The sequence below is a fragment of the Paenibacillus sabuli genome (assembly GCF_014705605.1).
GTDB lineage: Bacteria > Bacillota > Bacilli > Paenibacillales > Paenibacillaceae > Paenibacillus_D > Paenibacillus_D sabuli.
The window spans coordinates 24,887-40,027 of sequence record NZ_JACXIZ010000022.1; the positions used below are offsets into that span (position 1 = coordinate 24,887).

The window sequence follows — 15,141 nt, forward strand, 5'->3', positions numbered from 1 at the left end:
CAAGAAGTCCTATCTATTCGAAAAAACCTTCGCCCCAAAATCGGGACGAAGGTTTTTTCCGTATGCGCGTATCGCTTTCTACATCACCGAATGCAACTTACCGGCGGCGGCCAGACCGAGCGCGCGGTCGGTGGTGGCGTGAATTTGCCGGATCAGCTCGGGATGCTCGACCAGCTTGAGCCCGTAGGACGGAATCATCTCCTGGAGCTTCGGCTCCCAGGACGGGAGCTGCTCCGGGAAGCATCTGCGCAGGATCTCCAGCATGACCGACACCGCCGTCGAGGCGCCCGGCGAGGCGCCGAGCAGCGCCGCGATCGAGCCGTCCGCCGCGCTGATCACCTCGGTGCCGAATTGCAGCGTGCCTTTGCCCGAAGGCGTATCCTTGATCACCTGCACGCGCTGGCCGGCGACGACCAGCTCCCAGTCCTCGTTCTTCGCGTCCGGCACGAATTCGCGCAGCGCCTCCATGCGCTGCTCCTTGGACAGCATGACCTGCTGGATCAGGTACTTGGTGAGACCCAGATTGTTCAGCCCCGAGGCGATCATCGTCGTCAGGTTATTGCCCGGCTTGACAGACGTGATCAGATCGAACATCGAGCCCTGCTTCAGGAACTTCGGCGAGAAGCCCGCGAACGGGCCGAAAAACAGCATTTCCTTCTCCCCGATAAAGCGTTTGTCCAGATGCGGGACCGACATCGGCGGCGCGCCGCTCGGCGCCTTGCCGTATACTTTTGCGTGATGCTGCGCAACAATTTCGGGCTTTTGGCACACCATAAAGATACCGCTGACCGGGAAGCCCCCGATCCCCTTGCTCTCGGGAATGCCCGACTTCTGCAGCAAATGCAGACTGCCGCCGCCGCCGCCGATGAAGACGAACTTGGCCGTGTGGCGCTCGGTCTGGCCGCTGTTCAGATCGCGGACCTTGACCTCCCAGCGGCCGTCCGCGGTGCGCTTGACGTCGTCCACCTGATGCTTGAAGTTCAGCTCGACGTTCTGCTTCTTCAGATGGGTGAAGAGCATGCGCGTCAAAGCGCCAAAGTTCACATCGGTGCCAGCCGCGATCCGCGTCGCCGCAATCGGCTCGCTTGACGTGCGATCCTTCATGATCAACGGCATCCATTTCTTGAGCGTCGCCGGGTCGTCGGCGAATTCCATGCCCTGGAACAGCGGGTTTGCCGCCATCGCCTCTTGGCGCCGTCTCAAAAAATCGACGTTTTTTTGTCCCGTGACCATGCTCATATGCGGCAGCGCCATGACAAAGTCCTGCGGATTGCGAATCAGCTTGCTGTTGACCAGATGGGCCCAAAATTGCTTGGACACCTGGTAGTCTTCGTTGACCTTGATGGCCTTGCTAATATCGACCGAGCCGTCAGGCTTTTCGGTCGTATAATTCAGCTCGCACAGCGAGGCGTGTCCCGTACCGGCATTGTTCCACTCGTTGGAGCTCTCTTCGCCGGGCGTACCCAGCCGCTCGAAGACCGTCATCTTCCAGTCCGGCGCCAGCTCCTTCAACAGCGCGCCCAAGGTTGCACTCATAATACCCGCACCAATCAGAATCACATCTGTTTGCTTGCTGCTCATTTCAACCCGTCCTTACACGTCCGGTTGACAAGCCGATACGCCCTCCCGCTGCACCCCTGGACAGGTCAAAGCAAGACGGCGCCACCTCACCGGTCAACACGCGACGCGAAATTTGTAGATTCCCTATACTTATTATTATAAGATAAGTAGTTCGGAATGAAAAGGGCGGGTAAATAAGTGGCATCTGTGGCATCTGTGGCATCTGTGGCATCTGTGGCATCTGTGGCATCTGTGGCATCTGTGGCATCTCCATGCGGAACGCGGGTCGACACAGCCGGACCTGTCCGATCGGGCACGCCCGGCTTAGTCCGGCTCAGTCCGGCTGCACGCGCAGCACCAGCTTGCCGATGTTGGCATTCGCCTTCATCGCCGCATGTGCCTGCTCCGCCTCGGTCCAGTCAAAGACCCGATCGATGACCGGCCGCAGCCGGCCGTCTCCCAGCCGGGCGGCTGCGAAGCCGGCGAACTGCTCCGTCAAGCGGATCTTGTCCGCCTGCGGCAAGGCGCGCAGCGTAGAGAAGTTCAGCTGGATGCGCCGGCCCATGAACGCCCGGATATCGAGCTGCTCGACCCGGTAGCCCCCCAGTCCGCCGATGATCACCCACCTGCCGTCCGTCGCGATGCAGCGATCATTGTCCGCCCAGTAGGCGGCGCCTACGGGATCGAGGATGACATCCGCGCCGTGCCCGTCCGTGAAGGCCAGCACGCGGTCGGCGAAGCGCTCTTCCTTGTAATTGATGCCGCATACCGCACCGAGTGCGGCGCAGGCGTCCAGCTTGGCCGCGGAGCCGGCCGTGACGATCGGCACCGCGCCCGCCTCGCGCGCGAGCTGGATCGCCGCCGTCCCGACGCCGCTCGCGCCGGCGTGGATCAGCACGCGCTCGCCGGCCGTCAGGCGTCCGAGCCGGAACAGATTCAGATAAGCGGTCAGGAAGACCTCCGGCAGCGCCGCCGCTTCCTCGAAGCCGAGCCGCTCGGGAATGGCGATCGCCATCCCCGCCGGGATGACCGCGCGCTCGGCGTAGCCGCCTCCCGGCAGCAGCGCGCAGACGCGGTCGCCAAGGCGCCACGGCCCCGCTCCCTCGCCTGCGCGCTCCACGACGCCCGCCATCTCCAGGCCGAGGATGTCGGACGCCCCCGGCGGCGGCGGGTACTTGCCGATGCGCTGCAGCAGATCGGCGCGGTTGACCGCCGTCGCCTTGATCGAGACAAGCAGTTCGCCCGGTCCAGGCTCCGGGTCCGGCGCCTCGCCGATACGCAGCCGATGCGTGTCCTTTTCTACCTGTATCGCTCTCATATGCAGCCTCTCCTTCTGGTCCGATTTAGCTAGCGTTTACCATTAATGCTCCTTCAATCCCAGGCTGCGACCGCCGTCGACGACGAGATTGTGGCCGGTGATGAAGTCCGCCTCGTCCGAGACGAGGAACGCCACCGCATGGGCGATGTCCTCCGCCTTGCCGACCCGGCCGAGGAAGTTCGTCCTGCGCACGCGCTCCGGGTCCTGGCCCTCGCCGTCGCGCGGCACGATGCCGGGCGATACGCAATTGACGGTAATGCCGTGCTCGCCGACCTCCATCGCCAGCGTCTTGGTCAGCGCGATGACGCCGCCCTTGGCCGCCGCATAATCGAGCAGCCGAGCCTTGCCATGCATGCCGACGATCGAGCCGATGTTGACGATCCGTCCGCTCCGCCGGCGGGTCATCGGGCCAAGCACCGCCCGCGCCATGTAGATGACGCCGTGCAGATTGACCCCGAGGATACGGTCGATGACCGCCTCCTCGGCGCGCAGTAGCTCGGCGCTCTGCCCGCGCGCGCTGCCGCCTGCGGAATTGACGAGGATATCGATTCGGCCCCACCGCGCTTCGACGGCCGCGATCGCCCGCTCGATCTGCGCCGTCTCACGGATGTCGAGCGCGAACGCAGCCGCCTGGCCCCCACGGTCTATCACCGCTCGCGCGGTCTCCTCCGCCTCCTCCAGCCGCACGTCGAATGCCGCAATCGCCGCCCCTTCGGCAGCCAGCCGCAGCGCCACGGCGCGGCCGATCGCGCCGCCGCCGCCGGTAATGACGGCCACATGCTCACGCAGCTTCATCTCGTCGCCTCCCCTAGCCCGGATCCACCGACGGCGGACGTCTCGGTCGTCTCGGTCGTCTCTGACGGCTCGTCGACCGGATAGCCGCAGGCGCGCAGCAGCGACTCCTGCACGAGCCACTCGTGCTCCAGCGGGTATGGATTGTCGAGCTCGCCGCGCACGATGGCCGCGAATTCGTACATCTGCGCATCGTAGCGCCCGCCTGTCTGCGGCAGCTCCACGTCCTGATACCCCGCCTCGTAGCCGTGACGCGGCTCGTCAAGCGCCAGCCGCAGCTGCGGCGGCTCCAGCGGCCGAATCTCGATCGTGCCGCGATCGCCGCATACGACGAGATGACGGCGCGAATACCCCTCCACCTCGATCACCGAAGTCCGGATCGTGGCGATCGCCTTTGGATACTCGAATACGGCGAAGCCGCTGTCGATCAGATTGTCCGTCTCGGGCCGCGTGCGGCGCGAGAGCGGCAGGATGCGGTCCGGCCGGCCCAGCATGCGGACGACGAGATCGATCATATGGCAGCCGAAGATGTAGAAGGCCCCGCCCCGGAAGCCGGACAGCCACTTGCGGTATTCGTCCCCATCGTAGCGGCTCATGACGGCATGGACCTCGAAGATCTCCCCTAGCCAGCCCTCGCGCACCGCCTTGAAGCAAAATTCGACCGCCGGATTGCTGCGGTACATGTAGCCTAGCTGCACGGTCAGCCCGCGTGCGGCCGCCTCGTCGAGCAGCTCCCGGAATAGCGGCAGCGACTCACCGCCCGGCTTGTCGAGATGGACATGCAAGCCCGCCCGCACGCAGCGCAGCGCCGTCGGCACCAGCTCGTGGCCGTCGGTCTCGACGGCCACCGCCTGCAGACCCGGTATGCGCAGCAGCTCCTCCTCCGTCAGCCAGCGCAGACCCGCGTAAGCCTCCAGATGACCGCGCTCCGCCCGCCAGCGCGGGTCGTCCTCCACGACGCCGACCACCTCGAATACATCGTCCAGCTTGCGCAGCGTATTCATACGCTCCGAGGCATGATTATGCCCGATGCCGATCTGCGCGATCTTGATGCGTGTTCCTCCGGTCAATGTCATCCCCCCCTTGTCTTGAACCTTCGCTATCGTAACTGTGAACGCACCCTTGCCTTATTCGGCGCTCAGGAGCGGCACGCCCAGCTCGGCCGCCAGCGCATCCAGCTCGGCCGCGACCTGCGCATCCAGCGGGATGCCATGCGCCAGCCGCTCGGCGGCGAGCCGGAATTCCGGCTCGCCGGGCAGATAGAGCTCCAGCACGCCGTCCGCCTTGCGCGCGTGCTTCACATCCTCCGCCAGCTGTGCCGCATGCCGCACGAACTGCTCCGCGTCGCCGAAGCGCGCTGCGTCGATAGCCAGCATCCAGTGGCTGATTTCTTGCCCCTGCTCCAGATTGTACATCGACGGGATGCGTTTGGCGAACTGGCCGCCGGCCAGCACGCCGGTCAGCAGCTCGATCATCAGTGCCAGGCCGAAGCCCTTCGGCCCGCCGACCGGCAGGATGAAGCCGCCGCGGGCGACCTCGCCCGGATCGGTCGTCGGCCGGCCGTCGCGGTCCGCGCCCCAGCCCTCGGGGATCGGCTGGCCCTGGGCCTCGGCATACAGAATCTTGCCGAGCGCGGCGCCGCTCATCGCCATGTCGAGCAGCAGCGGATACGGCCCGCCCGACGGCGCCGCAATCGCGAGCGGATTGTTGCCCAGCACCTTCTCCGCGCCGCCGACCGGCGGCATCAGCGGCGCCGTATTGCTCAGCGCAAGGCCGATCATATGGCGCTGCGCGGCCATCTGCGCGTAGCGCCCGGCGATGCCGAAGTGATTGCTGCGCGTCGCCAGCACCGCGCCGATGCCGTGACGCTCGGCCAGCTCGATCGCCAGCGCCATCGCCCGCGTCGCGACGAGCTGGCCGGCCGACCCGTGCCCGTCGATGACGGCGACGGCTGCGTCGCCGCCGCCCTCCCTGACCTCGATCCGCGCCACCCGGCGGATCAGGTCGCGCTGCAGGCGGCGGACGTAGATCGGCAGACGCATCAAGCCGTGACTGTGGATGCCTCGGCTGTCCGCCTCCACCATCGTCTCCGCGATCGTCAGCGCCTCCCCGGACGGCACGCCGACGGCCGCCAGAGCGCGCTGTCCAAAAGCGGTCAGCGTCTCCGCCCGGTACGTCATGCCGCACCGCCCGGCACGCCGCCCGCGGCAGCGGCCGCGACCGGATTGGCCAGCACACCGATGCCGTCGATCTCCACCTCGACCGTATCGCCCGCGACGAGCGGCGCCACGCCGGACGGCGTGCCCGTCAGGAGCACGTCGCCCGGCTCCAGCGGCATCACCCGCGAGACGAAGGCGATCAGCCCGGCGACGCCGCAGATCATGTCGCTCGTCGCCCCGTCCTGCCGCAGCTCGCCGCCCACGCGCACGCGCACCCTCGTCCGATCCGGCTGCAGACCGGTCGCGATGACCGGACCGAGCGGCTTGTACGTCGGGTAGGACTTGGCCCGTGCGAACTGGCCGTCGCGCCGTTGCAGCACGCGATCCGACACGTCATTGCAGCAGGTGTACCCGCAGACGTAGTCCAGCGCCTCCGCCTCGTCCACCCGGTACGCCCGCTTGCCGATCACGACAGCCAGCTCGCCCTCGTGCTCGATCCGGTGCGCCGGCGTCTGCAGCTCGATCGTCTCGCCCGGTCCGATGACCGCCGTCGGCGAGACGAGGAAGAGCAGCGGCTCCTCCGGCAGCGGCTTGCCGACCTCGGCGGCATGCTGCTTGTAATTCAGGCCGATGGCAATCATCTTGCCCGGCGCGACCGGCGCCAGCAGCTCCACGCCCGCCAGCGGGATCGTCTGCGGCGACACCTCGTGCGGCCCGAAGATCGAGCCCTCGACCGGATGCACCGCTTCGCCGTCCAGGACGCCATAGGCCACCCGGCCATCCAGCCGGTAGCGCATATACTTCATCTTGTCCCCCTCCTTAATCCCACGCGTTACTGGACCTCCACATAGATGTCGCCATCCTCGACCGTGACCGGGTAGGTCTTGACCTTGACCCGCTCGGGGGCGAACAGCGACCGGCCGGTGCGGATGTCGAATTCCCAGCTGTGCCACGGGCAGCGCAGCACCTCCACCTCCGGCTCGTAGACGTACACGCCGACCCGCTCCCCGGCACAGCCCCGGTCAATCATGCCGGCCGAGAGGCATGGGCCCTTGTGCGGGCACACGTCCCGCAGCGCATACACCCGGCCGTCCCGCGCACGGACGATGACGACCGCCTTGCGGTCCGCCACGACCGCGCGCTTGCCCTCCGCTTCCAATTCCGCATAGCTGCATACTCGTATTTTCATAGCCTTCCTTCCCGCGTCACAGCCGCAGGTACGACCGCGCATTGTCGTACAGAATCTTGCGCCTCAGCGTCTCCGGGATGCCCGGCGGCAGCGTCCGCGCCGCCGGGTCGAAGTCCCAATGCGGATAATCCGAGGCGTACATCAGCATCTCGTCCGACTCCATCAGACCGATGATATGCATGAACTGCTCGCCCGACAGATCGTCCCACGGCTGGGTCGTGAACCGCATATTGTCGCGAAAGTAAGCGCTCGGCATCCGCTTCACCCATGGTGTCTCCTGCCGCAGCGCCTTGTACGCCGAGTCCATCCGGTGCATCATGAACGGCACCCATTCGAAGCCGCCCTCCACCAGCGATACCTGGAGGTCCGGATACTTGTCGAACACGCCGTTGGTGATGAGGCTGATCGTCTGCGTCATGTACGCCTGCGGATGCACGGACCGCCACGCGACGTAGTAGCGCAGGAAGTCGCCGCCCTGCGCGGTGATAATCGCCGACAGATGCATCGCGATCGGCAGCCCGTGCCGATGCGCGGCCTCGAAGATCGGATGGTAATACGGATCCCCCCAGGCGAAGTCCGCGATCGGCAGCATCACCTGCTTCATCTGCGGATGCGCCGCCATCCGATCGATCTCGCGCACCGCCGCTGCCGGCTCGCGCGGGATCGTGATGGACCCGAGTAATCTCGGGTCCCGATCCAGCCAATGCTCGGCGGTGTAATCGTTGTAGGCCGACGCTCTGGCGGCGGCGAATTCGTACCAGCCCTTGCATACGGTCGCCTCGTAGAACCAGCCGGTGAGCATCCCGTATTCGACATGATGCTCATCCAGCAGCTGCCGCTTCAGCAGCTCGTAGTCCGAGCCGGGGGTCGCGCCGTCCTCGGGCCGGGCATCCATGCGGTACTTCGTATCCTTGCGAATCTGGTTGAATGGGATCGGCCGCTCCGGTACCCAGCCGTAATCGGAGATGTATCGCTTCCATTGCTCCGGCAGGTACGGCAGCAGATCGCCTAGCCCGCGAATCTCGTGATGGATATCCATATCGATCACGGCCGGTCTGCTGCGCCTGGGCTTCTTGTCGTCACTGCTGGTTACGGTAGATTTCGGTTGCCTGTTCAATCCACTTGCTCCCGCCTTCCCTTAAGAAGTTTTCCTTGAACTTGGCGTACAGCGCATCAATACCGGCGCGCTCGCCCATCATCGCCTTGGCCCGGAATTCGGCCTCCATGTCGCTGAGCATCGTCCCCTTGTCGATCTGCACCTGCGGCAGCTCGTACAGGTACACCTCGTCGATCGTATGCGTCCGCGCCACCTCGTTGCCGTGCTTCGTCTCCTCGGTATACAGCTCGAGCTTCAGCGCATCCTGCCGATTGATGAGCTCCGTATACATGAAGCCGCCCTCGTTGCGCAGCGCTACTGCGTCGTCATACGGCGGGATCGGCGCGAGCTGTCCGTCCGCGAGGCGGTAGTGCACGCCCTCGATGCCGTAGTAGGTCAGCGTATCGCCCTCGCGGCTGGAGAGATAATTGAGCACGTCCATGACCGCTTCCGGGTTTTTCGCCTTCTTATTGATGACCGTATAGTTCCCGCTGTCCTCGGGATGCGTCTTCAGGGAGCCGCCTTGGCCGTCCGGCCCCTTGATGGCCGTATAGACGAACTTCGGCTTCGGGTCTTCCACGTACCGCGTCACCCAGTTCGTGGAGATGCCCTCGGCGCCGGCCTGCCAGGCGCCGGCTTTGCCGTTCCAGAGCTTCTCGACCAGTTGGAGACGCGGGATGGTCGCGAATTCGGTCTCGATCAGCCCTTCGTGATACAGCTTGTTCAGATACTTGACCGCATCGAGGTAGCCCGGCGCCAGCATCCACGGCACGATCTGCTCGCCCTCCATGACATAGCGGTACTGGGGGACGCCGAAGGCGCCGAAGATGTGGGACCACGCCTCGGTGTACAGGATGCCGAGCCCGAGGCCGATCGTGTCGTCCTCGCCGTTGCCGTCCGGGTCGTCGTAGGTGAAGGCGCGCAGCACCTCCTCGTACCCCTCCAGCGTGGTCGGGACTTCCAGCCCCAGGGTATCCAGCCAATCCTGACGGATGGCGAGCACCGCACTGTTGCCCGTCGCGCGGGGAATGCCGTAGATGTTGCCGTCGATATACGCCGGCCCTTCCAGATGGTCGCCCTTGTCCGCCAGCACCTCTTGCCCGTGCGTCTCCAGCAGGTCGTTCAGGGGCATGATGACGTCGTTCTCCGCGAGCTCCTTGAGCTTCTGCTTGTTCACATTGAAGAAGTCGGGCGCCTGGCCGGATACGAGCAGCGTATTAAGCCGCGTCTGCTCTTCGGAGAACAGCACCGTCTGCACCTCCAGATGGATGCCGGAGCGCTTGCGAATCTCATCCAGCACCGGATTCTCCTCCGGAAAGTCGGTGCCGCGCCCCATCAGCGCCGTCACGACCGGCGCCTCCTCCGCAGCCGCCGGCTGCTTGCCGCGATCCGGATTCGCATTTCCGCCGTCCGCCGTACCCGTGTTGCCATTGCCCGTCGTATCCTGGCTGCATGCCATCAGCAGCGCCAGCGCGATTGCGACCGCCCATATGCCTGTCTGTCTCCATGTCGACCGTCTCAATGGATCATGCCCTCCTTTTGTCGAATACCCGTCTCTTCGCCCCGCCTTGTGCCCATCCCTCAGCCCTTCACCGAGCCGATCAACACCCCCTTGACGTAATACTTCTGCAGGAACGGGTAGATGAGCAGCATCGGGATGACCGCCGCCACGATCGCCCCCATCCTGACCGATTCCTCGGTGATATTCGCCATCTGGGCGCTGCTGTCCATCGCCCGCGTCGATTCGACGGCGCTGTAGCTCATCATCGAGCGGAGGAAGATGGTCAGCACCTGCTTCTCTTGATCGTGAATGTAGAGCACCGCGTCGAAAAACGCATTCCAGTGATGCACGCCGTAGAACAGCGCGATCGCGGCGATGACCGGCATCGAGACCGGGATGATGATCCAGATCAGCGTCCGCATCGGGGAAGCGCCGTCGATATTGGCCGATTCCTCCAGCTCGGGCGGGATGCTCTGGAAGTAGTTTTTCATGATGAAGAAGTTCCAGGCGCTGATCGCCTGCGGGATGATGAGCGCCCACAGGGAGTTGACCAGTCCGAACGAATTGACGAGCAGGTAGGTCGGAATCATCCCGCCGCTGAACAGCATGGTGAAGAAGATCAGCAGCGTAATCGGCGTGCGGAACAGATACCTGCGGATCGACAGCGGGTACGCCAGCATCGCGGTCAGCACCACGTTCACCAGCGTGCCGACCAGTAGCCGGAACAGCGAATTGCCGTACGCCTGCACGATCGAGGAATTGACGAACAGCAGCCGGTAGGAGTCCAGCGAGAAGCCCTTCGGGAGAAGGAACAGCCCCCCGCCCATCGCCTGCTTCGGATCGCTGAACGAATACATCAGCACGTGCCAGAACGGGTATAACGTCGTGAGCGTGATGAGCGACAGCAGGACGCACAGCGCCGCTTGCCCCCAATAGCCGCCTTTGGATAGGTGCATAGTGGACCTCCTCTCAGATCAGACCGCTGTCCGAATCGATTTTTTTGGCGATATAATTCGTGGTGAAGACCAGGATCAGCCCGACTACGGACTTGAACACCCCGGAGGCGGTCGCCAGATCGTACTTGGCGTTCTCGAACGCCAGCTTGTACAGGAAGGTGTCCAGAATCTCGCTGACCTCATAGACGACCGGATTGTACAGGGCGTAGACCTGCTCCAGCCCGACGCTGAGGAAGCGCCCGACCTGGAAGATCAGCAGGATGACGATCGTCGTGCGGATGCCCGGCAGCGTGATATGCCAGATCTGCCGCCATTTTTTGGCCCCGTCCACCTCTGCCGCCTCGTACAGATGGGGGTCGATCGTCGCGATGGTCGCCAGGTAGAGCACCGTGCCGAAGCCGGCTTCCTTCCAGATGCTTGAGGCGACCAGGACGCCGCGGAAGTATTCCGTACTGGCCATGAGGTTCGTGATCGCGCCTTCATACCCGACCAGCGAAGCAAGCGCCTTGACGATGCCGGTGCTCGGGGAGAGGATGGCATACATGATGCCGCCAATCACAATCCACGAGACGAAATGCGGCAAGTACACGCTCGTTTGCACGAATTTTTTGAACACGACATGGCGCACTTCGTTGATCAGCAAGGACAGCAGGATCGGCGCCGGGAACACCAGAATCAGCTGATACGTTCCGATAATGAGCGTATTGACTAGCGCCCTGCGAAACCCCGACATCTCGAACAGGGTCCGAAAATTGTCCAATCCCGTCCAAGAGCTGGCAAACACCCCGTCGTAAATGTTGTAGTCCTTGAACGCGACGACGATGCCGTACATCGGGCCGTACTCGAACGTCAAAACATACAAAATGCCTGGAAGCGACATCAGATACAGCCATTTGTCCTTGCGGATCGAGACCGCCGCCTCCCGCCAAAATCGAATCGTCCACATTGCTGTCACCGCCTTTCTTTTCATAAAACCGCTTTCATTTTTGGGCTGCTTTCATTATACTTGGGGTGCGGAATTTGATAAAATATCCATGCATCATAGGGGTATGAACGAAATTCATAGGGAGGGTGTCATGCAGCTGGAACAACTGCATTATGTCATTGAGGTCGAGCGCACTGGCTCTATATCCGCCGCCGCCCAGCGGCTGCATGTGTCGCAATCGGCCGTCAGCAAGGCGATCTCGCGGCTAGAGAAGGAACTGGGCGTGACGGTGTTCCATCGCTTGCCGACCGGCGTCGTGCCGACCGACAGCGGACGGGCGCTGATCGGCAAGGCCCGCGAGATCGCGGCCAAGCTGCAGGAGCTGGAGCGGCTGGCGGACAGCCATAGCCGCAACGAGCGCGCCCGACTCGCAATTGTCTGCGTGCCGATGTATCTGCCGATCCTGTCCGATGCCCTCGAGCGCCTGACGACCGGGCATCCCCGGCTGCAGCTCGAATTGACGGAGAAGAGCTCCGCGGAGATCGCAGACGACCTCCTGCAGGAGCGGGCCGATCTCGGCTTCGCGATCCTGAGCGAGGAGATCGAGGCGCACCCGCAGCTGCAGACGATCGCCCTGATGCAGACCGCCGCATGGGTATGCGTAGGCGCCGAATCGCCGCTGGCGCAGCGCCCCTGTCTGGCGCCCGAGGAGTTGGTCGAGCAGCAGATCGTCATGTACAACGGCAGTCTGATGCACTGGCTCGGCCAGTACTTGAACCGGCCTCTGCACTATTCCGTCGTGACCAACAACCTGGAGTCGATCCGGCGCAAGGTGGCGCAGGGCTCGGCCATCAGCATCCTCTCCGCGCTCACCGTCGCGAATCGCCGCTTCCTCGAGGACGGCGACATCGCCGCCGTGCCGCTCCACGTCGAGGCTGTCCCCTATCACCTGCAGATCGGACTCGTCAAGCGGCGGCAAGGACAACTGACCGGCGCCGCCAAGGCGTTGCTGCGGATGCTGCAGCAGGCGACTCCTAACTGACGCCAGGGCCGGCCGCGGTCGGCCCGTTGCTCGGTGTCGCTTCGTTGCGGCCGAGCGGACATACAAGCCGCCTAATTTCAGCGCAGATTGTCAATCACGATTTTTTTATCCATCGTCATTTCCGACAAACCTCGCTTTACTTAACGAAAACCGATAGTCGGCCAAAACGCGATATGATAAAATATGGATAAATTGAAAGCGTTATCATATAAAAAGGGGGGATAGGGTTGAAGCGCCAAGCGTTCTATGTGCGGCTGCTCGCGACGTTCTTCGCAGTCATCTTGCTGTATACCGTCATCGCGGCCGGGGTCCTGCTCTACAAAAACAGCGAGATCGTACAGCTCGATCTGCGCCATCAGCAGGAGACCTACATGAAGAATGCCGCGGAAAAGGTCGATCATACGCTCACAGTCGTCTCCAACCTGATCACGAAGCTGAAGTTTAACGAATATGTCGTACAATACGGCAACGAAACGGCGCGCAACTACTATACCGTGACGAAAATCCATCACGAGCTCCGCAGCAACCTGAGCGCCTTCTACAACTTCGGGTACACCATCGACCTGACGAAACACGGCGACGATCTGGTCATCACGCCGGAGCGAACCGAGCAGAAGGCTCGCTATTTGGCGGAGCGCGGCTTTGCGCCCCTGACCGAAGCGCAGTGGTCAGCCATCCGCAAGCTCCATGCGCCGTATACGCTGGAGACCGCAAATCCGGCAGGTTCGAACGACATTACGCTAATTCAGAAAATGGCGAGCAGCGGTGAGGATGTGCTGTTGTTCTACACCACGCTGAGAGGCGACTACCTCCTGCCCGAGCAGCAGCCCGGCACACCCGAGGCATTCGGCATCCTGCTGGACGGCAAGCCGCTCCTGCTCCGCGTCTCCGCCGACTTCCAACCCGAGGCGCTGCTGGCCGAGCTCGCGCAGGGTGCGCTGCCCTCATCAGGCTCCATGGACGGCAAGGAGTACGTGTCGTACAGCGCGCGCTCTGCCGTCATGCCGAACTGGCAGATGTTCTATATCGCGCCGAAGTACTCGTTCCTCGCTTCCATGAAGCAGACGCTGCCGCTGCCGCGCGTCATCCTGCTCGGACTGCTGGTCTGCTTCGGGGTCGCGCTCGCTTATTGGATCGCCAATAAAATGTACCGCCCCGTACGAAATGCTGTCCGGCTCTTTCACGGTTTTGAGACACAGGAGGGCAAGGACGAATTCCGCTTCATCAACGAAACCGCTGCCAAAATCCAGCTTGCCAACGTCCAACTGACAACGGCGATGAAGCACAACCGGCTCACCTTGAAGGAAAAATGCTTGCGCGATCTGCTATACGGCCTCATACCCGAGGAAAAGCTGGCCGCTGCGCTGCGCCAGCATCAGCTCGATAAGCTGAAACCCCGGCTGACGGTCGGCATCATCGAGTTCGTGCATTACGAGACGCTGATCGAGCAATATGCAAAAGAAGCGATACTGACCTTCAAGTCGCAAACGTTGTTGATCATCCGGGAGCATCTGGAGCTGCACATGACGGCGGAGCTGTTCGATCTGGATCACAAGCGGCTCGCGGTCATTGTTCAGGGCGATCGTATGGAGATCATCAAGAAAACGATGCTGCAGGCACTGCACAGCCTCGAGGACGATACCGAGTTCGGCGTCGTCCTGGCGCTCGGTCATCCCGCGCATTCCGTCGCCGAGATCGAGCATTCTTATCGCAGCGCCGTGCAGGTTCTCGGCTTTCGCACGGTTACGGACAGACGCTCGGTCATCGCCGCCGGCGATATCGACCTGCGCGCGCACAATCCGTTCTCCTACTCGCTCGATCTGGAGCGCGAGCTGATCAGCTCGGTCATTCGCGGCAAGCGTGAGCACGCCCATACGATTCTCAGCGGTCTGCTGGCGGACTACGGCGAGCCGTGGAGCAAGGAGACGATCAACCAGTTTGCCTTTGCCATTCAGGCGACGCTGCATCGCATCGGGCAGCAGCTCCATCAGCCGCTGCAGACGCTCGTCCCCGGCAGACGCGCGCCCGGCTACGAGCTGCAGCAATGCGAGGACACCGAGCAGCTCCGGCAAAAAACGCTGGCCATGTTCGACCGGGTGATTGACCGAATCTTGTCCGAGCAGGAGGTGCTGGACAGTACGCTTGTCGAGCAAATGACCGCTTATATCCGCGAGAATTACACGCGCGATCTTTCGCTTACCGACGTTGCGGAGCATTTCAACTTTTCGCCCGGCTACATCAGCACGGCGTTCAAGCAGCACACCGGAGAAAATTTTAAAGATTACTTGAACAAATACCGGGTCGACCAAGCCAAGGAAATCCTCGACCGCCGGAAGATGAAAATCGGCGAGCTCGCCCTGATGGTCGGCTGCAACAACGCCAACACCTTTATCCGCATGTTTCGCAAATATGAAGGCGTCTCGCCGGGCCAGTACAGCAAGCTCAAAGCGTGATCATACAGGAAGGGCGGTGCGGGAAAAAAACCTGCACCGCCCTTCCTTTGCCTATATGGGCAGCCTGTCAAAGACGGGCGGCAACCCTTAAAATGATGCACCCGGCGACGTTGAACGCGCGCTGCGGGAGCATCCGCCACAACGCGGCGC

Annotated in this window: 13 protein-coding genes; 2 read left to right on the top strand and 11 right to left on the bottom strand. The window is 63.0% G+C overall.

Annotated features, from left to right (window positions below; translation table 11 throughout):
• Positions 1-78: 78 nt before the first annotated feature.
• From IDH44_RS13985 to IDH44_RS14035, 11 genes are all read right to left on the bottom strand, one after another.
• Positions 79-1,581, bottom strand: a complete 1,503-nt coding sequence (locus IDH44_RS13985) for a malate:quinone oxidoreductase (protein WP_190918621.1) — start codon at positions 1,579-1,581, stop codon at positions 79-81.
• A gap of 313 nt (positions 1,582-1,894) precedes the next feature.
• Entirely contained in the window at positions 1,895-2,878 is a 984-nt protein-coding gene (locus IDH44_RS13990) for an NAD(P)H-quinone oxidoreductase (RefSeq protein ID WP_190918623.1), read from the bottom strand.
• A gap of 42 nt (positions 2,879-2,920) precedes the next feature.
• Positions 2,921-3,673, bottom strand: coding sequence for an SDR family NAD(P)-dependent oxidoreductase (locus IDH44_RS13995; RefSeq protein WP_190918625.1), 753 nt, complete (start codon positions 3,671-3,673; stop codon positions 2,921-2,923).
• Positions 3,670-4,740 carry a Gfo/Idh/MocA family protein gene (locus IDH44_RS14000; RefSeq protein WP_223869673.1) on the bottom strand — a complete coding sequence of 357 codons (1,071 nt, stop codon included), beginning with the start codon at positions 4,738-4,740 and terminating at the stop codon, positions 3,670-3,672. The genes IDH44_RS13995 and IDH44_RS14000 overlap by 4 nt, the downstream gene beginning before the upstream one ends.
• Before the next feature lie 57 nt (positions 4,741-4,797).
• Positions 4,798-5,850 (bottom strand): Ldh family oxidoreductase, encoded by a 1,053-nt coding sequence (locus tag IDH44_RS14005; protein WP_190918629.1) that lies wholly within the window; start codon positions 5,848-5,850, stop codon positions 4,798-4,800.
• Positions 5,847-6,635: a fumarylacetoacetate hydrolase family protein gene (locus tag IDH44_RS14010; RefSeq protein WP_190918631.1), complete on the bottom strand. Its 789-nt coding sequence runs from the start codon at positions 6,633-6,635 to the stop codon at positions 5,847-5,849. Before IDH44_RS14010 ends, IDH44_RS14005 begins: the two co-directional genes overlap by 4 nt.
• A gap of 26 nt (positions 6,636-6,661) precedes the next feature.
• The gene (locus tag IDH44_RS14015) at positions 6,662-7,018 is read right to left on the bottom strand and encodes a Rieske (2Fe-2S) protein (RefSeq protein ID WP_190918633.1); all 357 of its coding nucleotides are present in this window, start codon (positions 7,016-7,018) and stop codon (positions 6,662-6,664) included.
• A gap of 16 nt (positions 7,019-7,034) precedes the next feature.
• Complete coding sequence (locus tag IDH44_RS14020) at positions 7,035-8,135, bottom strand: amidohydrolase family protein (RefSeq protein ID WP_190918635.1); 1,101 nt, start codon at positions 8,133-8,135, stop codon at positions 7,035-7,037.
• On the bottom strand, positions 8,098-9,636 hold the full coding sequence (locus IDH44_RS14025; RefSeq protein ID WP_190918637.1) for an extracellular solute-binding protein: 1,539 nt from the start codon (positions 9,634-9,636) through the stop codon (positions 8,098-8,100). Before IDH44_RS14025 ends, IDH44_RS14020 begins: the two co-directional genes overlap by 38 nt.
• 59 nt (positions 9,637-9,695) lie before the next feature.
• Complete coding sequence (locus IDH44_RS14030; RefSeq protein WP_190918639.1) at positions 9,696-10,571, bottom strand: carbohydrate ABC transporter permease; 876 nt, start codon at positions 10,569-10,571, stop codon at positions 9,696-9,698.
• 13 nt (positions 10,572-10,584) lie between these two features.
• The gene (locus IDH44_RS14035) at positions 10,585-11,517 is read right to left on the bottom strand and encodes an ABC transporter permease (protein ID WP_190918641.1); all 933 of its coding nucleotides are present in this window, start codon (positions 11,515-11,517) and stop codon (positions 10,585-10,587) included.
• Positions 11,518-11,647: 130 nt separating this feature from the next.
• On the opposite strand from IDH44_RS14035, the gene IDH44_RS14040 reads away from it, so the two are divergent.
• Positions 11,648-12,538 (top strand): LysR family transcriptional regulator, encoded by an 891-nt coding sequence (locus tag IDH44_RS14040; RefSeq protein ID WP_190918643.1) that lies wholly within the window; start codon positions 11,648-11,650, stop codon positions 12,536-12,538.
• Positions 12,539-12,765: 227 nt separating this feature from the next.
• Positions 12,766-14,991 (top strand): helix-turn-helix domain-containing protein, encoded by a 2,226-nt coding sequence (locus IDH44_RS14045; RefSeq protein WP_223869674.1) that lies wholly within the window; start codon positions 12,766-12,768, stop codon positions 14,989-14,991.
• Positions 14,992-15,141 lie beyond the last annotated feature (150 nt).